The organism is Actinomadura sp. NPDC048394 (assembly GCF_040651755.1).
GTDB lineage: Bacteria > Actinomycetota > Actinomycetes > Streptosporangiales > Streptosporangiaceae > Spirillospora > Spirillospora montaniterrae.
On sequence record NZ_JBEZJL010000024.1, the window covers coordinates 10297 to 32790 of the forward strand.

Annotated in this window: 17 protein-coding genes; all 17 read left to right on the plus strand. The window is 75.3% G+C overall.

Features of this window, described 5'->3' with window-relative positions; translation table 11 throughout:
- Nucleotides 1-241 precede the first annotated feature (241 nt).
- Nucleotides 242-1261 carry an ABC transporter ATP-binding protein gene (locus AB0C78_RS19030; protein WP_225991209.1) on the plus strand — a complete coding sequence of 340 codons (1020 nt, stop codon included), beginning with the start codon at nt 242-244 and terminating at the stop codon, nt 1259-1261.
- Nucleotides 1258-2097 (plus strand): ABC transporter permease, encoded by an 840-nt coding sequence (locus AB0C78_RS19035; RefSeq protein ID WP_360749382.1) that lies wholly within the window; start codon nt 1258-1260, stop codon nt 2095-2097. The genes AB0C78_RS19030 and AB0C78_RS19035 overlap by 4 nt, the downstream gene beginning before the upstream one ends.
- Entirely contained in the window at nt 2097-3752 is a 1656-nt protein-coding gene (locus AB0C78_RS19040; protein ID WP_360749384.1) for a hypothetical protein, read from the plus strand. Before AB0C78_RS19035 ends, AB0C78_RS19040 begins: the two co-directional genes overlap by 1 nt.
- Nucleotides 3749-5212 carry an AMP-binding protein gene (locus AB0C78_RS19045; protein WP_360749387.1) on the plus strand — a complete coding sequence of 488 codons (1464 nt, stop codon included), beginning with the start codon at nt 3749-3751 and terminating at the stop codon, nt 5210-5212. The genes AB0C78_RS19040 and AB0C78_RS19045 overlap by 4 nt, the downstream gene beginning before the upstream one ends.
- Nucleotides 5205-5813 carry a phosphopantetheine-binding protein gene (locus AB0C78_RS19050; protein ID WP_360749390.1) on the plus strand — a complete coding sequence of 203 codons (609 nt, stop codon included), beginning with the start codon at nt 5205-5207 and terminating at the stop codon, nt 5811-5813. Before AB0C78_RS19045 ends, AB0C78_RS19050 begins: the two co-directional genes overlap by 8 nt.
- Entirely contained in the window at nt 5806-6276 is a 471-nt protein-coding gene (locus tag AB0C78_RS19055; RefSeq protein ID WP_360749393.1) for a phosphopantetheine-binding protein, read from the plus strand. Before AB0C78_RS19050 ends, AB0C78_RS19055 begins: the two co-directional genes overlap by 8 nt.
- Nucleotides 6273-8996, plus strand: a complete 2724-nt coding sequence (locus AB0C78_RS19060; RefSeq protein ID WP_360749396.1) for an amino acid adenylation domain-containing protein — start codon at nt 6273-6275, stop codon at nt 8994-8996. Before AB0C78_RS19055 ends, AB0C78_RS19060 begins: the two co-directional genes overlap by 4 nt.
- The gene (locus AB0C78_RS19065; RefSeq protein ID WP_360749399.1) at nt 8993-10609 is read left to right on the plus strand and encodes an amino acid adenylation domain-containing protein; all 1617 of its coding nucleotides are present in this window, start codon (nt 8993-8995) and stop codon (nt 10607-10609) included. Before AB0C78_RS19060 ends, AB0C78_RS19065 begins: the two co-directional genes overlap by 4 nt.
- A 12-nt stretch (nt 10610-10621) precedes the next feature.
- Nucleotides 10622-11302, plus strand: a complete 681-nt coding sequence (locus AB0C78_RS19070; RefSeq protein WP_360749402.1) for a GNAT family protein — start codon at nt 10622-10624, stop codon at nt 11300-11302.
- A gap of 97 nt (nt 11303-11399) precedes the next feature.
- Nucleotides 11400-11738, plus strand: a complete 339-nt coding sequence (locus AB0C78_RS19075) for an acyl carrier protein (RefSeq protein WP_360749405.1) — start codon at nt 11400-11402, stop codon at nt 11736-11738.
- Nucleotides 11739-17228: an SDR family NAD(P)-dependent oxidoreductase gene (locus AB0C78_RS19080; protein WP_360749408.1), complete on the plus strand. Its 5490-nt coding sequence runs from the start codon at nt 11739-11741 to the stop codon at nt 17226-17228.
- Nucleotides 17229-17250: 22 nt separating this feature from the next.
- On the plus strand, nt 17251-18249 hold the full coding sequence (locus AB0C78_RS19085) for an LLM class flavin-dependent oxidoreductase (RefSeq protein ID WP_360749411.1): 999 nt from the start codon (nt 17251-17253) through the stop codon (nt 18247-18249).
- Nucleotides 18242-19012 (plus strand): alpha/beta fold hydrolase, encoded by a 771-nt coding sequence (locus tag AB0C78_RS19090; protein WP_360749414.1) that lies wholly within the window; start codon nt 18242-18244, stop codon nt 19010-19012. Before AB0C78_RS19085 ends, AB0C78_RS19090 begins: the two co-directional genes overlap by 8 nt.
- Nucleotides 19013-19068: 56 nt before the next feature.
- A complete protein-coding gene (locus tag AB0C78_RS19095; protein WP_360749417.1) occupies nt 19069-19896 on the plus strand; it encodes an ABC transporter permease in 828 nt (275 codons plus the stop codon).
- A gap of 87 nt (nt 19897-19983) precedes the next feature.
- A complete protein-coding gene (locus AB0C78_RS19100; protein ID WP_360749420.1) occupies nt 19984-20976 on the plus strand; it encodes a hypothetical protein in 993 nt (330 codons plus the stop codon).
- Nucleotides 20977-21007: 31 nt separating this feature from the next.
- Nucleotides 21008-21142 carry a hypothetical protein gene (locus tag AB0C78_RS19105; protein WP_264159645.1) on the plus strand — a complete coding sequence of 45 codons (135 nt, stop codon included), beginning with the start codon at nt 21008-21010 and terminating at the stop codon, nt 21140-21142.
- A 77-nt stretch (nt 21143-21219) separates the two neighbouring features.
- A complete protein-coding gene (locus AB0C78_RS19110; protein ID WP_360749423.1) occupies nt 21220-22488 on the plus strand; it encodes an amidohydrolase family protein in 1269 nt (422 codons plus the stop codon).
- Nucleotides 22489-22494: the final 6 nt, after the last annotated feature.

Consider the following 22494-nt stretch of genomic DNA (forward strand, 5'->3'; position numbering starts at 1 on the left):
GTGATCAACAACTTGTGTGCATGGTAAGTGACTCCATCGCGGTCTTCCTTGTCAATCAAATGAGACGTTGCTGTTCTTTCGGATGGCTCATTTATGGGACATCGGACCGTGCGACGGGGCGCGGACCTCCGAAGAGTGACTTGTCCGGCGCGACGCGCGGTTGATCGACTTACCGCGTGAGCAAGGCACCGATCATCCGCGTCGGGGACCGCGCCCGGCGGCGCGCCCGGCGGTGCGCCGGGTGAGCGGCCGCGTCGCGGTCGCGCTGACGGACGTGGCCAAGCACTTCCGGCAGGGCCGGCGGACCGTCGCCCAGCGGATCCGCCGGGCGCCCGACACCCGGCGGGAGGTCCCGGCGATCGACGGCGTGGACCTCGCCGTCCGCGACCGCGAGGTCTTCGGCCTGGTCGGGCCGAACGGCGCCGGCAAGTCGACCACCGTGCGGGTGATCGCGACGCTGCTGGAGCCGACCCGCGGCGCCGTCGAGGTGTGCGGGGTCGACGCGGTCGCGCACCCGCGGGAGGCGCGGCGGCACCTCGGCGTGGTGATCGGCGGGGAGCGCAGCGTCTACTGGAAGCTGACCGGCCGGGAGAACCTGGAGTACTTCGCGGCGCTGTACCACCTGCCGCCCCGCGAGACGCCGGGCCGGATCGAGCGGGTGCTGCGCGACGTGGAGCTGCTGGACCGCGCCGACGACTACGCCGAGCGCTACTCGACGGGCATGCGGCAGCGCCTGTCGCTGGCGCGCGCGCTGCTCCAGGAGCCGGCCGTGCTGCTGCTGGACGAGCCGACGTCCGGCCTGGACCCGCGCTCGGCCGAGCGGCTCCGCGAGCAGGTCCGCCGGCTGCGGGACGCCGGGCACTGCGTGCTGATCACCACGCACGACATGGCGGAGGCCGACCAGGTCTGCGACCGGGTCGCCGTCATCGACCGGGGCCGGGTCGCCCGGCTCGGCACCCCGGCCGAGCTGAAGCGGCTGGTCAAGGCCACCCAGGTGGCCCGGGTCCGGCTCGTCCTGCGGGACCGGGCCGGCGACAGCGACCTGCTGGAGTCGGTCGGCCGGTTCGCGACGGTGGCGGACAAGTCCGTCGACGGGCTCCGCGCCGAGATGACCCTGCACCTGGCGCCGGGCGTGGACCTGCTGCCGCGGCTGGTGGAGGCGGCCAACCGGCACGGCGCGACGATCCACGGCGTGGACGTCGAGCCGGTCACGCTCCACGACGTCTTCCTCGCGGTCACCGCCCCGGGGACGGCGGAATGAACCGCGTGGAGGCCGAGTTGCGCGCGATCGCCGCGACGACCCGCAAGGAGCTGCGGCTGATGCGCCGCTATCCCGCGGAGATCGTGGCGCTGGCCGTCTGGATGCTGCTGCTGCCGCTCGCGTACATCGCGCAGGCGACGGCCTTCAGCGGCGGCGGCCCGGCGTCGGTCGCCGCGTTCGAGCGGCGGGCGGGCACCGACGACTACGTCGCCTTCCTCTATCTCGGCTGGTCCGTCTACCTGTGGATCACCGCGGTCCTGTGGGGGCCGGGCCTGGCGCTGCGGCAGGAGCGCCAGCGCGGGTCCTTCGAGACCATGTTCGCCAGCCCGGCGTCCCGGTTCACCCTGCTGTTCGGCGGCGCCCCGGCGCAGATCGTCCCCGTGCTGGTGGTGTTCGCGAGCGCCGCCGCGTCGATGCGGCTGCTGTTCGGCGTGCCGCTGGACGGCGGGGACCTCGTCCGCTGGCTCGCCGTGCTCGCCCTCGCCTTCCCCGTGCTCATGGCGCTCGGCGCGGTGTTCGCGACGGCCTCGCTGTCGCTGCAGGACGCGTCCGGCGCCCTGCAGATCTCGCGGGGCGCGTTCACCCTCCTGTGCGGGGTGACCTACCCGCTCGCCGTGTTGCCGGAGCCACTGCGCGCCGTCGGCAAGGCGCTGCCGCCGACGCAGGTGCTGGACGCCCTGCGCGCCGTGACGGCCGGGCACGAGGGTCTCGCGGCCCGGCTTCCGGGACTGGCGGTCCTGCTAGGCGAGGCCGTTGTCGCCGCCGGGCTCGCCATGGCGCTGCTCTGGCTGAGCGTCCGGCACGCGCGCCGGGCGGGGAAGCTGGGGCTCTTCTGATGGCCGGGACGACGGGACGGGAGGGCCCGCTGACGTGGTACCAGGAGGCCGTCTGGTGGAGCCAGTACTGGAACCCGCCGGACGAGACCTACCCGCCGATGGCGGACGTCTGGTACCTGCCGGAACGTCCCACGGCGGAGGCGGTGCGCGCGGTGTTCGCGGAGCTCGCGGCCCGGCACGAGGTCCTGCGCACCAGCCTGCCGCTGGGGGAGGACGGCCTGCCCCACCAGCGGCTCCACGCGCCCGGCGCGGCGCCGATGCCGCTGCGTTCCGTCCCCTTGGGCGAGCTCCGCGCGGACGTGGCCGGGGTGCTCGGCGGCTTCCGCCGTCCCGGCGCCGGCGATCCGGACGGCCCGCGCTGGCGGGCGGTGCTCGGCGTGAAGGAGGGGCGGGTACCGGCCGTCGCCTTCGCCGGCGACCGGTCGGTCATGGACGGCGGGGCCGTCGCCGGGCTGCGCCACCAGTTCCTCGCCGCGCTCCGCGGCCGCTGCGGCGTTCCACCGGAGGCGGGCGCGCTCCTGCAGCCGCTCGCGCGCGCGGACCATGAGCGCTCCGCCGCCGGACGGGCCAAGGCCGACGCGGCGCTCGGCCGTCTCGCCGACGTGTTCGGCCGGGCTCCGGGCCCGCTGTTCACCGGCCCGCCGGCGCCGCCCGGCTCGCCGCGGTACGTGGAGGCGTCGACGCGCTCGCCGGACCTGGCGGCCCGCGCCGCGCAGGCCGCCCGGATCCACCGGGTGACGCTGCCGAGCATCGTGCTCGCGGCCTTCGCGTCGGTGCTGGCCCTGCGCACGGGACGGTCCGGCGTGCCCATCCGGAGCCTGTGCGCGAACCGGACGACGGCGGCCGAGCGCGCGAGCGTCCTCGGGCTCTACCAGCCGGCCTACCTGGTCCTCGACCTGTCCGGGGACCCGGTCATGGCGGACGTGGTGCGGCGGACGTGGCGGGAGTCCCTCAGCGCCTACGCGCACTCCGAATACCCGCCTGACGAGTTCCGCGAGACCGTGGTGCGCGCCGCGCGCGGGCGCGGGTTCGTCCCGGAGTTCCAGCTCGACTACGACTTCCTGCCCGCGCCCGGTGCCGCCACGGCACGTCCCCCGGCGGGACGGGCGCCGGGAAACGCGGAGCCGCCCGTCGAGCACAGGGGCAGCGACCAGGGCCGCCCCGATTACGCCCTCTTCCAGGCGCGGATGCTCGGCGAGGAGCTGATGCTCGCGCTCGACGCCGACACCGCGCTCGTTCCCCGCGCCGAGATCGACCGGCTGCTGTCCTGGACGGTGCGCGCACTGTTCCTCCTCGCCGACGCCTCCGCCGGCGCCATGCGCTGCGGTGAGTTCGGCGCGGCGATCGGGCTGGAGCCGAAGGCCGCGGAGGGGCCGCAGGCGCCGCCGGTCCCCTCGATCGGTGCGGTGGCCGACCCGGCGGCCGAACGGGCCTTACGGGAAGCGTTCCTGACCGCGCACGGGGGAGTGGGCGACGTGGATCTCCGCGACGACTACGTGGCGGCCGGCGGACGGCTCCGAAAGGTGCCCCGCACGGTGCGCGCGCTCGCCGGTCACGGCTTCGGCGGGCTGCGGGCCGAGCACGTCGAGACGCCGGTGAGCCTGCGGACGGTCGCGGCCTCCCTGCGGCGCGAGCCGTGCGAGGCCGGGCGATGACGGGCGGCGCCGTCCCCGCGGGCGAGCGGTTCCGCGAGCTGGCGCGCGACCGCCCGGACGAGCCCGCGCTGATCGTGGACGGCGGGCCCGACGCGCCGGACACGGTGGTGAGCCGGGCGGAGCTGGACGCCGCATCGGCGGACCTCGCCGCGCGGCTGGTGGTCCCGGCCGCCGCGACCCCCCGGCCGCCCGTGGTGGTGATCGACGCGGCGAACGACGCGCGGACCGTGATCGCGTTCGCGGCCTGCATGCGCGCGCGGCTGCCGTTCCTGCCCCTGGACCCGCTGATGCCGGAGGCGGAGGCGGCGCGGGTGCTGGACGCGCTGTCCGCGCACCGGTCCGCGGTGACCTTGGAGGACACCGCCTCCTTGCCAGGAAGGCCCGGCGTCGCGGACGGCCGGGGAGGGTACCTGCTGGCCACGGGCGGCTCGTCCGGGACGCCCCGCCTGATCGAGCATCCGCGCCCGCTCGACCACGACCCGGCGCGAGTGCCGAACGCGATGCTGCGGGCCGTGGGATGGCGCGGCGGCCAGCGCCAGCTGATCGCGGGTCCGCTGCACCACGCCGCGCCGTTCATGTGCTGCTGGGAGGGCCTGCTCGGCGGCGACACACTGGTGGTGCTGCCGCGCTTCGACCCCCGCCGGATGCTCCGCGCCATCGACGAGCACGCGGTCGAGTGGGCGCAGCTCACGCCCGTCCATCTCCAGTGGGGCCTGCCGGCGCTGGAGCGGTCCGCGTACTCGCTGCGCTCGCTCAACGCCGTGATGCACACCGCCGCGCCCTGCCCCGCCGAGGTCAAGCGCGCCTGGATCGACGTGCTCGGCCCGACGCGCCTCTACGAGGTCTACGGGGCCACCGAGGCGGTCGGGACCACGCTGCTGCGCGGCGACGAGTGGCTGGAACGGCCGGGCAGCGTCGGCCGGGGCTTCTGCACGCAGATCCGCGTCGTCGACGAGGACGGACGGCTCGTCCCGCCCGGCGTCGAGGGCGAGGTGTTCATGCGCCGCACCACCGGCCGCGACGCGGTGGGCCGGGAGCTCGGCGGCGCGTCCGGCGGCGTCCGCTGGACGGTCGACGGCTTCGCCGGGGTCGGCGACGTCGGCCGCCTCGACGCCGACGGGCACCTGTACCTCGCGGCCCGCCGCCACGACATGGTGATCGTCGGCGGCGGCAACGTCTATCCCGCCGAGGTCGAGGCGGCGCTCGCCGAGCATCCCGACATCCTCGACGTCGCGGCCGTGGGCCGGGCCGACCCGCAGCTCGGCGGGCGGCTGCTCGCCCTGGTGATCAGGCGGCCGGGCAGCGCGCTCACCGAGGCCGCCGTGACGGAGTTCGCGCGCGGCCGGCTCGCCCCGCACAAGGTGCCGTGGACGGTGCGGTTCGTGACGGAGCTGCCGCGCACGGAGGCGGGCAAGCTGCACCGGCGCCGCCTCGCCGAACAGGAGGTGACGGGTGTCTGATCTCGACGACGGAGCCGGCGGGCCGGGAGGCGCCGGGGGCCGTCCCCCCTCGGGAGGCACCGGCACGGTCGTCCCGGACCGCGGGACGCGACGGGTCGAAGCGGTCCTGCGGGCCCATCCGGACGTGCGCGAGGCCGTCCTGCTGCCGAGCCTCGGCGACGGCCCGGGGGAGACGGCGCTGGTGGTGCCGCACGGGTACGCCGTCGGACCCGAGCTGGCCGCGCACGTGGCCGCGGAGCTCGGGATCGCGGCGATCCCGGCGACCATCGCGCTGCTGCCGGAGATTCCCCGCGGCCCGGACGGGGCGCCCGACGCGGCGGCCGTCCGCGAGCGGCTCGCCTCCTGGCCCGCCGTGTACCGCTTCGAACTGCCGCGCACCTCCGCCGAACGGCGCGTCGCCGCCCTCTGGTGCCGGGTCCTCGACCGCAGGTGGGTCGGGGTGCACGACGACTTCATCGAGCTCGGCGGCGACTCGCGGACGGCTGCGCTGCTCCTCGCCGAGCTGCGCGCGGAGCCGGGCGCGGACGTCACGATGGGGGACCTGTTCGAGCTCGCCACCGTGGCGCGGCTCGCCGAGCGGTTCGGGCCCGCCGATGGCTGAGCCCGCGCCCAGCGGACGCGCGGCCGGGGGACGCGCGCCCGAAGACGATCTCGCCGCCGAGCTGCGCCGGCACGCCGCGCGGCTGCTCCCGGCGGCCATGGTCCCCAGCCTGATCGTGGAGCTCCCGGAACTGCCGAGAACGCCGAGCGGCAAGCTCGACCGCGCGGCCCTCCCGGCGCCGGACGCCGCTCACGGCCCCGCGCGGGCCGAGCCGGGCGACGGGCGAGAGCCGGGCGACGAGCGGGAGGCGGCGCTCGCGGAGATCTTCGCGGAGGTGCTGGGGCTCCCGGCGGTCGGCGCCGACGACGACTTCTTCCGCCTCGGCGGCACGTCCGTGCACGCGGTCCGCGCGCTGGCCCGCATGTCCGGGCGCTTCGGGACCCGGGTCCCGCCGCTGCGGTTCTTCCAGGAGCCGACCGTCCGGCGGCTCGCCCGCGTGCTGAGGGAAGGGGCCGGCTCGTGACATCCGACGCCCCGGAGGCGGCGCCACCGGCGAGCGCGTACGCGCTGCCGCCCGTCCAGGAGACGATGTGGCTGCGCGAACGGCTGCTGCCGGGCACCGCGATGCACAACCTGGCCGCGGCGCACGAGATCGACGGGCCCGTGGACGCCGGCGTCCTGGCCGAGGCGGTGCGGATGGTCGCGGCCCGGCACGATGCGCTGCGCACCACGTTCCACGAGGTCGCCGGACGGCCGGAGGCGCGGGTCCACGCGGACGCGCCGGTCGAGCTGGCCGAGGTCGACGCGACCGGCTGCGCGGACTGGCGCGACCCGGCGAAGGCCGAGGCGACCCGGCCCTTCGACCTGACCCGCCCGCCGCTGCTGCGCGCCCTGCTCTTCCGGCGGTCGGCGGGCCGCTCGGCGCTCGTCCTCGTCGTCCACCACCTGGTGGCCGACGCCTGGTCGCTCGGGATCCTGTGGGAGGAGATAGGAGACGCCTACAACGCCGGCCTGCGCGGCGAACCGTGGACGCCTCCGCCACCCCTCTCCTACGGCGACCACGCGCGGCGCCGGAACGCGGCGCGCGGCGACGGCCGCAGCGACCGGACGGCGGCCTTCTGGCGCGACCGGCTGGCGACGGCGCCGCCGTTCACCGTCGTCCCGCCGGACCGGCCGCGCCCGGCGGGGGCGGCGACCGGCGGCGCCACGCACGAGGTCCGGCTCGACGCCGGGCTGCGGGACCGGCTGGCGGCGTTCGCGAGCGCCCGGCGCGCGTCGCCGTTCATGGTGCTCGCCGCCGTGTGGAGCGCCGTCCTCGCGAGATACGCCGGGCAGGACGACGTGGTGTTCGGCGTTCCCGCATCCGGGCGGGACCGGCCGGACGTGGAGCGTGTCGTCGGCCTGTTCGCGAGCCCGTTCCCGCTGCGGGTGGCCGTGGACGTCGCGGAGCCGTTCGAGGCGCTGGTCGCGCGGGTGCGGCGGGAACTGCTCGAATCGATGGCCCACCAGGACGTGTCGATGCTGGAGCTGGCGGACGCGGCCCGGGCGCCGCGGCAGCTCGACACGACACCGGTGTTCCAGATCCTGTTCACGCTGTTCCGGACGGACCACCGGCCGCTGGAGCTGGCAGGCGCCGGCTGCCGCTACGTGTCTGGGCTCGTGGAGGCGGTGCAGACAGACCTGGCGCTGACGGCGACGATGCCGAACACGGGGGAGCTGCGGTTCCAGCTGCACTACAGCACCGGCCTGTACGACGCGGAGACCGCGCGGTGCCTGCTGGGATGCGTGGGCGCACTCCTCCGCGACGCTCTCGAGCGCCCCGGCGTGCCGCTCCGTGACCTGCGCATGACCAGCGGATCTCCGGCCCCGGTTCCGGCTGCCGTGTTGCCTTCCGCAGATGCCGTGGGAGGTGAGACGCCACCGGAGATGGTGCGTCGCATGGCGGCGGCCTTACCTGGAGCCGTCGCGGTCTCCGACGGGACGCGTTCGCTGACGTACGCCGAGCTGGACCGGCGGGTCGAGCGGTTCGCCGGCCGGCTGCGCGCCGCGGGCGCCGGTCGCGGCGATCTGGTGGCGCTCCTCCTGCCCCGCAGCGCCGACCTGGTCGTCGCGATGCTCGGCGCGTGGCGGGCGGGCGCCGCCTACCTTCCGCTCGACCCCGGGCATCCGCCGGACCGCCTCGCATCCCTGCTGTCCGACGCGAGGCCGGCTGTCGTCGTGGGCTCCTCGGCGTCCGGTCCGCCCGCGCCCTCCGGTCTGCCGCTGCTGCTCATGGACCGGGACGGCGGGGAGGCCACCCCGTCCGCCCCGCCACCGCACGAACCCGCACCCGGTGATCTGGCGTACGTTATCTACACGTCCGGGTCGACCGGCGGGCCCAAGGGCGTCGAGGTGCCCCACCGGGCCGTCGCGCACCTGTTCCGGGCGATGGCCCGGCGCCCCGGCCTGGAGCGGACCGACACCGTCCTCGCGCTGACGAACCCGACGTTCGACATCTCCCTCGCCGAGCTGATCCTCCCGCTCAGCGTGGGCGCCCGCGTCGTCATCGCACCCCCGGGCGCCGAGCACGACCCGCGGGCCGTCACCGGGCTCGTCCGGGACGCCGGGGTGACCACCGTCCAGGCGACGCCGACCGGCTGGCGGAACCTGCTGCTCGCCGCGCCGGCGGGCCGGTGGCTGCGGCGCGCCTGGTGCGGCGGCGAGGCGCTGGACGCCGCGCTCGCCGACCGCCTCACCGGCCTGGCCGGCGAGGCATGGAACCTGTACGGGCCGACCGAGACCACGGTGTGGTCGCTCGCCGCGCGGCTGCGGCCCGGCGCCGTGACCGTCCCGCTCGGCTCCCCGCTCGGAGAGACGACCGCGACCGTCCGCGACGGGTGGCGCGAGCCCGCCCCGCCCGGCGTCGCGGGCGAGCTGTGGATCGGGGGACCCGGCGTCGCGCGGGCGTACCGGGACCGGCCCGCCCTCACCGCGGAACGGTTCGTGCCGGACGCCGGCGGCGCGGTCACGTACCGGACCGGCGACCTCGTGCGGCTCCGCCCCGGCGGCGGGCTGGAGTACCTCGGCCGGATGGACCGGCAGGTCAAGCTGAACGGCCACCGGATCGAGCCGGGCGAGGTGGAGGCGGTGCTCCGTGAGCACCCCGCGATCGCCGACGCGGCGGTCGTCCTGCGCGACGACCTGCCGGGCGGGCCCCGGCTCGTCGCGTACGTCACCCGCCGCCCGGACGGGAGTGCGCCGTGAGCGGCGGCTCCCTGTACTCGTGGTTCGCCGCGGGCGCCGCACGCCACCCGGACGCCGTCGCCCTGGAGGTGGGGAACGAGAGCTGGACCTATGCCGAGCTGGAGCGGGCTGCGGCCGTGACCGCCGCGCTCATGGCGCGGCGACGTGGCGAACCGCCCCGGCGGGTCGGCCTGCTCTGCTCCCGCACGCTCCCGGCCTACGCGGGCTACCTGGCGGCGCTGCGCCTCGGCGCCGCCGTCGTGCCGCTCGGCCCCGGGTATCCGGCGCCCCGCAACCGGGCCATGGCCGAGGCCACGGGGATCGACGTGCTGCTCACGGACGAGCCCGGAGCCGCGCGGGCGGCCGGGATCGCGGCGGCGGCGCGGGCGGTGATCGTCGAGCTGCCCCGCTCACCGCGCGGCCTCGCGCAGACCTCCTCACCGCCTTCGCCCTCGCCCGCGCCCGCGTCCGTCGAGCCGGACGACATCGCGTACATCTTGTTCACCTCCGGGTCGACGGGCGTGCCGAAGGGCGTGCCCGTCACGCACGCCAACGTCACCGCCTTCCTGCGCTCGTGCGCCGAGCGGTACCGGGTCGTCAAGGGCGACCGGGTGTCGCACACCTTCGAGCTGACCTTCGACCCGTCCGTCTGCGACCTGTTCCTGGCCTGGAGCGGGGGCGCGACCGTCGTCGTCCCGGTGGGGAACGAGTCGCTGCGGCCGTCGGCGTACGTGAACCGCAGGGGCATCACGCACTGGTTCTCGGTGCCGTACGCGGTGTCGCTCGGCCTGCGCGCCGGGGGAGTGGAGCCGGGCTCCATGCCCGGCCTGCGGCGCACGCGCTTCGGCGGCGACCGGCTGACCGCGCGGCAGGCGGCGGCCTGGGCCGAGGCCGCGCCGCACACCGTCATCGAGAACACCTACGGGCCCACCGAGGCGGCGGTGTTCTGCACCGCCTACGAGCTGCCGCGATCACCGTCGGACTGGCCCGCCTCCTGCAACGGCACCGTGCCCATCGGCCGCCCGCTGCCGACGGTGGAGCACGTCGTCATCGGCCCTGACGGGCGGCCCGCGGCGGAGGGCGAGCTGTGCCTGCGCGGCGAGCAGCGCTTTCCCGGCTACCTCGACTCCCGGTCCGACGCCGGTCGCTTCTACGCCCTTCCGCCGGCGGCGCCCGCGCGGGTGCCGTGCCGGCCGGGGCCCTACGGGCCCGAGCACTGGTACCGCACGGGCGACCGGGTGCGCGTCGAGGACGGTCTGCTCGTCCACCTCGGCCGGCTCGACCAGCAGGTCAAGGTGCGCGGCTACCGCGTCGAGCCGGGCGAGGTCGAGGCGGTGCTGCGGCGCCACCCGGACGTCGCCGACGCCGTCGTCTTCCCGGCGGGGGACGGAGACGAGCGCGGCCTCGCGGCGATCTACACCGGCCGCCCGGTGCCCGCGGCGGACCTGGCGGCGGCGGTCCTCGGAGCCCTGCCCCCGCACATGCTGCCGGGCTCGTTCGAGCACCGGACGGAGCTGCCCGTCAACGGCAACGGGAAGGTCGACCGGGCCCGCGCGGCGATGGACGGCGCGGGCGCGGTGGGCGCCGTGGCCGCCGGGGACGCCGCGCGCGGCCCCGTGAAGAGGATCGGATAGCGAGGAGCCACCATGATCGGCACTCTGACCACGCTCGAACACTGCCTTCCCGGCGACTACGAACGCCTCGCCAAGTGGTTCTCCTCGGCGTCCGGATGGTACGCCCTCGGAAAGCAGAAACTGTTCTCCGCCGACGATCTGAGGAACGAGAACCTGCACGGGAAGACGCATTTCCTCATCGTGGTGGAGAACGGCAGCAAGCGGCGGGTCGGCGCGGTCACCTGGACGGAGAAGGAGGAGTACGAGGGCAGCTACGTGATCGGCACCGGCGTCGGGGATCCCGAACTCTACGATCGGGGACTCGGCGCGGAGGCCAGCGTTCTGCTGCTCAACTATCTCTTCCACATGAAGAACGCGCACCGGGTCGAATTCCTCTTCGGCCTGTACAACAAGCACGCGCTTCCCGCGCTGACGCAGTGGAACGTCACGCTCGAAGGGATCCTGCGCGACTACTTCTATCTCGACGGCGAATACCAGGACGCCGCGCTGTGCTCGGTGCTGCGCGATGAGTTCTACGAGTTCGCCGCCGCGGGCGGGTTCCTGTCGACCCTCGACGAGATTCCGCGCGCCGACAAGGAGGAGGCGCGGGCGCTGGTGAGCGAGCATCTCGCGAAAATGCCGGACCGCCATCTGGCGGACCTGTACGGACGGCCCCGTCCGGTCGCCCCGCATCGCCGGGAACGGCCGCTCTGACCAGCGGCGACACAGGTCAGACCTCCAAAAAGAGACTGTCCGGCCGCCGCCGGACGTGGTGGTATCGGGATCATCGTCCACGGAAGGAACGCCGAGGGTGCACGAGGTGGAGTCGGCGGTGCTGGGCATCGTCCGGGACGCCTGGGAGAAACGCCTGGGAAAGCGCGGCCTCGGCGTCGAGGTGAACTTCTTCGACCTCGGCGGGACCTCGCGGATCATCGCCGAGGTGCGCGCCGACCTCATGGCGGGACTCGGACGCGAGATACCCCTCGTGGCGTTCTACCGCCACCAGAACATCAGAGCCCTGGCCCGCCATCTGGCCGGCGGCGCCGACGCCTCCCCCGAGGCCGGGAGAGCGCGCCGGCCCGCGCCGGGCGGGCGGCAGCGGGCACTGCGCGGCGCGGCACGCGCCCGCCGGACGGAAGGTGAGGCGTAAATGGCCGACGACATTCGGGAGAACGATGTCGCGATAGTCGGGATGGCGTGCCGCTTTCCCGGCGCGAACGACGTCCGCGAATACTGGGACAACCTCGTCAAGGGCGTCGAGGCCATCCGTTTCCTGACCGACGACGAGCTGCGCGCCGCCGGCGTTCCGGAGCGCTTCGTCAACGACCCGGACTATGTCAAGGCCTGTCCGATGATCGACGACATGGACGGGTTCGACGCGGCGTTCTTCGGCTACACCGCGCGCGACGCCGAACTCCGCGACCCGCAGGGCCGGCTGTTCCTGGAGACCTGCCACAGCGCGCTGGAGGACGCCGGATACGACGTCGGCCGCTACTCCGGGACCGTCGGCGTGTTCGGCGGGGCGGGGGAGTACCGGTACGGCTCGGACAACGTGCGGCGCAACGGCGCGGCCGTGGACGCCGCCGGCGGGATGAGCGTCGCGACCGCCACCGAGCCCGACTACCTGGCCACCACGGTCTCCTACCGGCTCGGGCTCCAGGGGCCGAGCTTCACCGTCCAGACCGCGTGCTCCACCGCGCTGGTGGCGATCCATCTCGGCTGCCAGTCGCTGCAGATGGGCGAGTGCGACATGGCCCTGGTCGGCGCCGTGGACGTCCGCCTGCCGTACGGGCGCGGCCACTGGCGGGTCGACGGCGGGATCGGCTCGGCGGACGGGCACGTCCGGGCGTTCGACGCCGCCGCGTCCGGGACCATCTTCGGCAGCGGGGTCGGGGTGCTGGCGGTGAAGCGGCTCGCGGACGCCCGGGCCGACGGCGACCACGTGTACGCGGTCATCCGAGGCTCCGCGATCAACAACGACGGCGCCGCCCGCGCCGGGTACACCGCCCCGGGCGTCGAGGGGCAGACCCGGCTGATCGTGGAGGCGCTGGCGGTCGCGCAGGTGCCGCCGGAGACGATCGGGTACGTCGAGGCGCACGGCACCGGCACGCTCGTCGGCGACCCGATCGAGGTGACGGCGCTCAGCGACGCGTTCCGCGCGGCGGGCGCCGCCGCCGAGCAGTACTGCGCGCTCGGCTCGGTGAAGACCAACGTGGGGCACCTCGGCGCGGCGGCGGGCGTCGCCGGGATCATCAAGGCGTGCCTGGCGGTCCGGCACGGGGTGATCCCGCCGACGCTGCACTTCCAGGAGCCGAACCCGGCGATCGACTTCGCCTCCAGCCCGTTCTACGTCAACACCGAGCCGGTGCCGTGGACGGGACCGCGGCGCGCCGGGGTGAGCTCGTTCGGCATCGGCGGCACCAACGCGCACATCGTCCTGGAGGAGCCGCCGGAGGACGTGCGGGTCCCCGACGAGCGCCCATCACCACAGGTCATCGCCCTGTCGGCGCGTACGGGCGGCGCCCTCGCCGCGATGGCCGCGCGGCTCGGCGAGCACCTCGGGGAGCCGGATCCGCCGCCCCTCGCCGACGTGGCGTGGACGCTGCAGCACGGCCGCCGCGAGTTCCCGTACCGACGCACCGTGGTGGCGGCGACCGTGCAGGACGCCGCCGCCGCCCTGCGGGACCTGGCCGGCGCGGCGGCCTCCACCCGGCCCGTCCCGGTGGAGGGGCGCGGCGTGGCGCTGCTGTTCCCCGGCCAAGGCGCCCAGTACCCGGGCATGGGGGAGGGCCTCTACCGGACGCAGAAGGTGTTCCGCACCGTGATCGACGAGTGCGCCGAGGTGCTGGAGCCCCTCATCGGCGCCGACCTGCGCGACCTGCTGTACGGAGGCGCGCCGGGCGAGGAGCTCGCGCGGACCCGGCTCGCCCAGCCCGCCCTCTTCGCCGTCGAGTACGCGGTCGCGCGGCTGTTCGCCTCCTGGGGGGTCGTGCCGGACGCGCTGCTCGGGCACAGCATCGGCGAGTACACGGCCGCCTGCCTCGCGGGCGTCATGTCTTTCGAGGACGCCCTCGCGGTCGTCGCGGCGCGGGGCGAGCTGATGCAGGGCATGCCGCCGGGCTCCATGGCCGCGGTTCCGCTGCCCGAGCACCTGGTCGTCCCGATGCTCCTCGGCGGCGTCGAGGTGGCCGCGGTGAACGGCCCCGCCGCGACCGTCGTCGCCGGTCCCGACGCCGCTGTGGACGCCTTCGAGAAGCGCCTCGAACCGTGGGGCGTGCGCTGCGGCCGGCTGGTCACCTCGCACGCGTTCCACAGCGGCATGATGGACGCGATCGTCGAGCCGTTCCGGGAACGCGTCGCGAGCGTGCGGTTGAACGAGCCGCGCATCCCCTTCCTGTCCAACGTCACCGGCACCTGGATCACCGCCGAGCAGGCCACCGATCCCGGCTACTGGGCCGCGCACCTGCGCAGCGCCGTCCGCTTCGCCGACTGCGTCCGGACGCTCGCCGACGGGGCGGACCGCGTCCTGCTGGAAGCGGGCCCCGGCCGCACCCTCACCGGAGCGGCGCGGCAGTGCCTGCCCGGCGCCCGGACCGTCCTCGCCACCTCCATGCGGCACCCGCTCGGCGAGGGCGACGACGAGGTCCTCGCCCTGGAGGCCCTCGGCAGGCTCTGGAGCGCCGGCGTCCCCGTGGGCTGGGACGGCGCAGCGGGCGGCGACCGCCGCCGCGTGCCGCTGCCGGTCTACCCGTTCGAGCGGCGGCGGTACTGGCTGGATCCCGACCCCGCCGGGACCGCCGGCCAGGACGCGGAGGAGCACGACGAGGGCGCCCGCCCGGTCGAGCGCGCCGTGTACGCGCCCGTCTGGACGGAACGGCCGATCGGGACCGAGGTCCCGGCGGTGCCGGACGGCTCCCGGTGGCTGCTGCTGACCCCCGGCGCCGGGCCGGTGGAGGATCTCGCGGACCGGCTGGAGGCCGAGGGGGCGCGCGTCGTCCGCGTCGCCGCCGGGCCCGGGTTCGCCGAGACCGGCACGGACCGGTTCGCGGTGCGGCCCGCCGAACGCGACGACTACGAGGCCCTGCTCGGCGCGCTCGGCGACGGCGCGTTCCCCACCCATGTCGTGCACGGCTGGACGGCCACCGCCGCCGAACCCGACCCGCTCGCCCCCGAGGCCGTCGAGCGGGCCTGCGACCTCGGCTTCTACTCGCTGCTCCTGCTGGCGCAGGCGCTGGAGGACCGCCTCCCGGACGAGCCCGTCCGGATCGTCGCCGTCAGCACCAACATGCAGGACGTCTCCGGCGAGGGCGCCAACGAGCCCGGCAAGGCGACGCTGCTCGGCCCCGCCATCCTGATGAACCGCGAGTTGCGGCACGTGAGCTGCCGCAGCGTGGACCTCGCCGCGCCCGCCCGCCAGCCGGCCGGCGTCGTCACCGGCCAGCTGCTCCGCGAGTGCCTGCGCGACGACGACGCGGACCGGCAGGTCGCCTGGCGCGGACTGAAGCGCTGGGCCTGGTCGTACACGGGCGTCCCCGTCGAAGTGCCCGAGGAGAAGCCCGCCCTCCTGCGCGAAGGCGGCACCTACCTCATCACCGGCGGGCTCGGCGGCATCGGCCTCACCACCGCCAAGGAACTGGCCCGGACGGCGCGCGCGAACCTCGTCCTGCTCGGCCGCACCGCGCCGCCCGACCCCGACGCGTGGCCCGCCCTCCTCGCCGACGAGGGCACGGACGAGGCCACCAGGCGGCTGCTCGGGGAGCTGGCGGAGATCGAGGAGCTGGGCGGGACCGTCCTGGCCCGCGCCTGCGACGTGACCGACGAGGACGCGCTGGCGGCCGCGGTCGCCGAGGCCGCCGAGCGGTTCGGCCGCATCGACGGCGTCTTCCACTCGGCGGGCGTCGCGGGCGGCGGGCTGCTCGCCGTCCGCGACCGGGAGGCCGCCCGCCGCGTCCTCGCCCCCAAGGTCGCCGGGACCCTCGCCCTGCACCGCGTCCTCGGCGACGACGTGGACTTCGTCGTCCTGTACTCCTCGATCACCTCGGTCGTGGGCGACTTCGGGCAGGTGGACTACTGCGCCGCGAACAACTTCCTCGACTCCTACGCCCGCCGCCGCGCCGCTTCCGGGGCGCGGGTCCTGTCGGTCAGCTGGGGCGCCTGGCGCGACGTCGGGATGGCCGTGGACGCCGCCCGCATCACCCCGAACGTGTTCCGCGAGATGCGGGGCGGCAAGTGGTCCGAGCCCGCCGAGCACCCGCTGCTCGGACGCCGCCTGCACGACCTGTCGGACGACGTGGTGTTCTCCACGGTGCTCGGCCCCGAGTCGCACTGGATGCTCACCGACCACCGGGTCGGCGACATCCCGCTGATGCCCGGGTCGGGATGCCTGGAGATGATCCGGGCGGCGGCCGTCACGGCCTTCGGCGCGGGCGAGGACGAGCACGTCGAGATGACCGACGTCGTGTTCCTCGGCCCCATCGAGGTCCGCACCGACCAGGAGATGCGGATCACGCTGCGTCCCGCGCAGGACGGCTTCCACGACGCCTCCTTCACGGTCGCGCCCGCCGACGCCGACGACCCCGCCGCCTGGACGGAACGGGTCCGGGCGAGGGTGCGGACGGTGCCCGCCACGCCCGCGCCCGTGCACGACGTCGAGGCGGTCCGCGCCGCGTGCGCCGACCACCGCTTCGAACCCACCCCGGACTTCCGCTCCCGGGGGATCGTCGACTTCGGGCCGCACTGGTACAGCGTCGAGCGGGTCGACATCGGCGCGCGCAGGCAGCTCGGCACCGTCGCGCTGCCGGCGGAGTTCCGCGCCGAGTGCGGCCAGTACGTGCTGCACCCCGGCCTGTTCGACGACGCGGTCTCCAACGCCCGCGTCATCGAGGGCATCCGCAAGGGCAACAAGTACCTCCCGCTGAGCTACCGGCGCATCCTCGTCCGGGCGCCGCTCCCGCCCCGCTTCCACGTCGACGTGCGCGAGCTCGACGACGCCGAGGGGGAGATCGTCGCCGCCGACATCCGCGTCATGGCCCCCGACGGCACCGAGCTGGCGGAGATCGAGCAGTACGCGCTGCGGCGGGTGGACCCCGCGGCGTTCGCCGAGGGCGGCGACGAGGGCGCACCGGCGGAACGGGGCCCGGCGGGCGCGCCCGCCCCCGCGGCGGCGCCGGACCGCGCCGACTGGATGATCACCCCCGCCACCGGCATGGACGCGCTGCGGGCGCTGCTCGGCGCGTGGGGCGCCGCGCCGCACCTCGTCGTCTGCCCGGAGGGCCTGGAGGCGAACCTGCGCCGCGTCGAGTCCCTCACCGGCGACGTGCTCGAACGCGAGCTCGGCGACGGCGCGGTGGTCGCCACGACCGCCGCCCAGGGCGAGCGGCTCCTCGACACCCCCTACGCCGCGCCCGAGACGCCCCTCCAGCAGCGGATCGCCGCCCTGTGGTCGGACGCCTTCGGCATCCGCGAGATCGGCCTCGACGACGACTTCGCCGAACTCGGCGGGAACTCGCTCATGGCCGTGCAGCTCGCCTGGCGCGTCCGGCAGCACTTCGACGTGGAGGTCACGGTGGCGCGGCTGTTCCGCCGCCCCACCGTCCGCGCCCTGGCCGAACTGGTGGAGAACGAGCAGGGCGCGCGCTGAGCGTCCGGGAAAGGTTGCGACGATGACGGGATCCTTCATCGCGGCGGACGAGCTGCGGACGGCGGCGAACCCGCTGCTGCTCGGCCCCGGCGCGCACGGGCTGCGCGCCACCGCCGACCGCGCGCGGATGGCCGAGGAGGCGGGCGCCGGGCAGCTGTGGCTCAGCCAGGTCCCCGACAACCACGACTCGGCGCTCGTCGCCGCGGGCTGCGCCGCCGCGACCCGCTCGATGCGCGTCGGGACCGCGGTCACCCCGGTGGCCGGACGCCATCCGGTGCTGGCCGCGCAGGCCGCCTCCGCGCTGGCCGACCTGTCCGGCGGGCGGTTCGCGCTCGGGCTCGGGGCGGGCCACCCGTTCATCAACGAGTTCGTGCTCGGCCTCGACCCCGTCCCGCCGGTCGCGGCGATGCGCGAGTACCTGACGATCGTCCGGACCCTGCTGCGCGAGGGCCGGGTCGACTTCGTCGGGCGCCACCACACCGCGCACGCCTCCAACGTGACCGGGCACGGCGCCGACGTCCCGATCCTGCTCGGCGGCATGCGGCCGAAGATGATCGAGCTCGCGGCGGAGCTGGCCGACGGGCTGCTGCTGTGGCTCGCCCCGCTCCGCTACGTGGAGGAGCACGTCCTGCCCGCCGTCCACGACGCCTGCGCGCGCGTCGGCCGCGACCCCGCGACGCTGCCCGTCCTCGTGGAGGTCCCGGTCTATCTGGCCGACGACCACCCGAACCTGTACTCCGACCTAGAGGGCCTCATCACCCAGTACGCGATGATGCCGTCGTACCGGCACGTGTTCGAGGCGTCCGGGTTCGGGGACAGGCTCGCGACCGGCGAGATCGACCGCGCGATGGCCGACGCGATCGCGATCGCCGGGGACGCCGCCGAGATCGCCGGGCGGCTCGAGGAGTTCCGGACGCTCGGCTGCGTGCCGGTCCCCGCGACCGCCATCGGCGACCGGCCGCTGGAGCTGGACACCCCCGACGCGTTCGCCCGCTTCCTCAAGGCGGTCTGCGTTGCCTGAGCCGGTGGCGCCGCCCGGCCGGTGGACGCGCTTCGCGCTGCCGGCGAGCGCGCCGCGGGTCCGGCTCATCTGCCTGCCGTGCGCCGGGGGAGGCGCGACGGCCTACCGCTCGTGGGTGCGCGAGCTCGCCGGGGCGGGCGTCGACGTCTGGCCCGTCCAGCTGCCCGGCAGGGAGAACCGGTTCGAGGAGGACCTTCCCGGCTCCATGGAGGACCTCGTCGAGGAGCTGCTCGACGAGCTCGGCCCGGCGCTCCGCGCGGCGCCGTACGCGCTGTTCGGGCACAGCATGGGCGCCAGCATCGCGCTGGCGCTCGCCTTCGGGGCGCGGGCGCGGGGGCTGCCCGCGCCGGTGCGGCTGTTCCCGTCCGCCGGTCGCCCCCCGAACCGCCCCGATCCGGACCCGCCCGCCCACAGCCTGCCGAAGGCGGCGTTCGCCGAGCGGCTGCGCGCCTACGACGCCGGTTCGCTCCTGCTCCGCGAACCCGAGCTGCTGGACATGTTCCTGCCCAAGCTGCGCGGCGACTTCGCGCTGTTCGAGAACTACCGGCCGCCGGACGAGGAGCCCCTGGACTGCCCGTTCACCGTCCTCGGCGGGCTCGACGACGCCTCCGTGCCCGCCGCCCTCCTGCCCGCCTGGGCGGACTACACGCGGGGCGCCTTCGAGGTCCGGCTGGTGGCGGGCGGCCACCTGTTCCTGGACTCCGCGCGCGACGCCGTCGTCCGGCTGGTGCGCGGCAGGCTCGTGCCGGAGGCGGCGCGATGAACCCGGAGGCCGCGCGATGAGCCCGGAGGCGGCGGGATGAGCCCGGAGGCGGCGGGATGAGCCCGGACGCGCGCGCACTGCTGGCGGTGGCGCGCAAGGAGCTGCGCGTCCTGCGGCGGTACCCGCTGACGCTGCTGAACACGATGCTGTTCATGCCCCTGTACCAGCTCGTCCTGCCCGTGCTGCTCCTCGGCACCGCGTTCCTCGTGAAGGGGCGCTCCCTGGGCATGGACGAGCTCACCGGCACCTCCGACTTCGGTGGCTGGCTGTCCGCCGGCCTCGTGGGCGCGACCGTCACCGGCACCGTCCTGTCCGGGCCCGCGCAGGCCATGGCCTCGGAGCGGGGCCTCGGCACGCTGGAGCAGACCTGGGCCATGCCGGTGAGCCGCCGCGCCCTCGTCCTCGGCCTGATGACGTGCATGACCGGGCTGAGCCTGCTGGCCGGCGTGACGATGGCGGTCCTGGTGAGCCTGCTGGCGGGCGCCCGCTACGGGCCCGGGACCGTGCTGGTCCTGCCGGTGTTCGCGGCGCTGGTGCCGGGCCTGGCCGGGATGGGGCTGCTCAGCGCGTCCCTGTCGCTGCTGTGGCGGCAGGCCGTCGGGCTCACTGACAACCTCGGCTACGTCGTGACCGTCCTCGCCGGCGTCACGTTCCCCGTGGCGGTCCTCTGGGACGCGCTGCGCCCCGTCTCCTACCTCATCCCCACCACGTGGGCGATCGACCTGAGCCGCCGCGCCGCGCTCGGCGCGGACTCCCTCTACCCGCCCGCCGTGGAGGTGTGCGCCCTGCTGGCGACCTCGGGCCTGTTCCTCGCCGGCGGCACCGCGCTGTTCGGCCGGATGGAGCGCCGGATGCGCGCGGAGGGAGCGCTGAGCCAGCACTGACCATCACCGTCCCATTTATGGGACAGCTCTCGGAAGTAGTGGTTTCGGGGATTATTGAAATGGCGCCGCCTTTCTATGATCAAGGGCATGTCGGTGACTCCTGAAATCGGTTCGCAGGCGGATCCCGGAGCGGCCGGGCACAATCTGCGCCAGGTCTTTCCGGACGGCGAGATATTCGTCGTGTCGGACGACGCGGAACTGAACCGGTACGCGGCCGGGCTGGGCATGCGGGCCCTGCCGCTCGAGGACGCCTCCGGGCTCCCGGACGACGCCAACGTCGTCCTGCTCCTGCGCGCGCGGCTCGTCAGCCGCGACCTGCGCAGGCTGTTCCGCCGCATGCGGGTGCTGCTGGTCCCGATCGCCAGCTTCGACCCGTCCCTGCCGGTCGCCGAGTACACCCTCCGCCTCGTCCGCGCCACCGACTACACCGCGGCGTGCGAGTGGAACCGCTACTGGGCGCGGAGCATCTCCGAGCAGCCGGGCCCGCTCGTCTTCGAGGGCAACGGCACCGACCTGACCTGCTCGTTCGCCGACCGGCTCAGCGCCGACGCGTGGCTCGACCCGCACATCGGCCCCGGCAAGTGGGTCAGCGTGGCGAGCTTCTGCGAGTTCTCCATCACCGCCCCGTCCTCCTCCGACTGGCGCGGCGCCTTCGACATCGCCGGCACGGCGGTCGCGTCCGGGCTGCTCGTCGCCCGGGACGCGCGCGTCCGGCCGGAGGGCGACGAGCGGATCCGCCGGGCCGCCCGGCTGCGCGAGGAGATCGTCGCGCGGGCGCCGATCGAGCTGCGCCTCGCCGGCGGGGTCCTCGCCTCGGTGACGGCCGGCGGCGTGGACTACACCGGCGCCGTGATCGACGTGACCAACCCCGGCTACGCCGGGCACACGCTCGAACTCGGCCTCGGCACCAACATGAACCTCCTCCCGCTGGTGGACTGGGAGCTGAACTCCCAGCTCAACGAGGGGGCCGGGACGCTGCACCTCGGGTTCGGCGAGGGCATGACGGGCGCGCACATGGACTTCGTCGTGGCCGAGTGCGGGCACCGGTTCCAGGAAGGCGGCGCGGGCGCACCGCGCTGAACCCCCACCACTTCGCGAGAGGAGGAGAGACATGCGCGAGCTGACGATCAACGACCAGTCCTGGAACGTCGACGAGGACGACACCCTCGTCGAGGGCGCCGAGCGGCTGGAGTCGGCCGACCCCGTCGAGGCGGCGTCGCTCAGCTACGGCTACGCCAGGATCTAGCCGGTCGGGCGCGGGGGCGGGCTGCCCGTCCCCGCGCCCGGTCGCCCACCTCAGCAGCGGAACGGAGCGGGAACGCGATGGCCGAGCGGACGCGCTACACGGTGATCTCGGCGGACTGCCACGGCGGCGCGGACCTCCTGGAGTACCGCGAGCACCTCGACCCGGCGTACCGGGAGGAGTTCGACGCCTGGGCGGCCTCCTACGAGGTGCCCTACGAGGACCTCAAGGGCGAGGACGGGACCCGCAACTGGGACTCCGACCGGCGCCTGCGCGAGCTGGAGCAGGACGGGACCGTCGCCGAGGTCCTGTTCCCCAACACGATCCCGCCGTTCTTCTCCGCGTCCTCGCTCGGCAGCCAGCGGGCCGCCGAGAGCGCCGCGGACCTGCGCCGCCGCTGGGCGGGCCTGCGCGCCCACAACCGCTGGCTGGCCGGCTTCTGCGCCGCGGCGCCGGGCCGCCGCGCCGGGGTCTTCCAGGTGATGCTCCACGACGTCGGCGAGGCCGTCGCCGAGATCGAGCGCGCCGCCGCGGCCGGCCTGCGCGGCGGGCTGCTGCTGCCCGGCACCCCGCCCGGGTCCGGCCTGCCGCCGCTGTACTACCACGAGTACTACGACCCGATCTGGCGCGCCTGCGTCGAGGCCGGGCTGCCGGTCAACGTGCACAGCGGCAGCGCCGCGCCCCGCGCGGGCGACCGTCCCGAGGACCACGTGCTGTTCATGCTGGAGCTGCGCTGGTGGGACCAGCGGACCCTGCGGCACCTCATCCTCGGCGGCGTGCTGGAGCGCCACCCCGAGCTGACCGTCGTCTTCACCGAGGAGGGGCTCGGCTGGATCCCGAACGCGCTCCGCGCGATGGACGGCTTCGTCGACTCCATGCGCACCGCGTCCGGCAGCGGAGACCTCAGCCACGGCGCGACCGTGGCCCGGAACCTGTCGCTGCGGCCGAGCGAGTACTGGCGGCGCCAGTGCTACGCCGGGGCCAGCTTCATGCACCCGTCCGAGACCGCGATCCGGACCTCGATCGGCGTGTCCCGGATCATGTGGGGGAGCGACTACCCGCACACCGAGGCGACCTACCCCTACAGCGAGGCCGCCATCCGGCTGGCGTACGCCGGGGTGCCCGAGGACGAGGTCGAGCTGATGCTGGCCGGCAACGCCGCCCGCGTCTTCGGGTTCGACCTGGAGGCGCTCGCGCGGCACGCCGAACGGGTCGGCCCCGAGCGGGACGGCGTCAGCGCGGGCGTGGACCCCGCGTCCCTGCCCGCCGGCGTGGCGAAGAGCCCCGCGTTCGCCGGCATCACCCCCGGCTCCAGCAGGACGCGGTGGGTCGACAACCGCAAGGCGTAGCCGGCG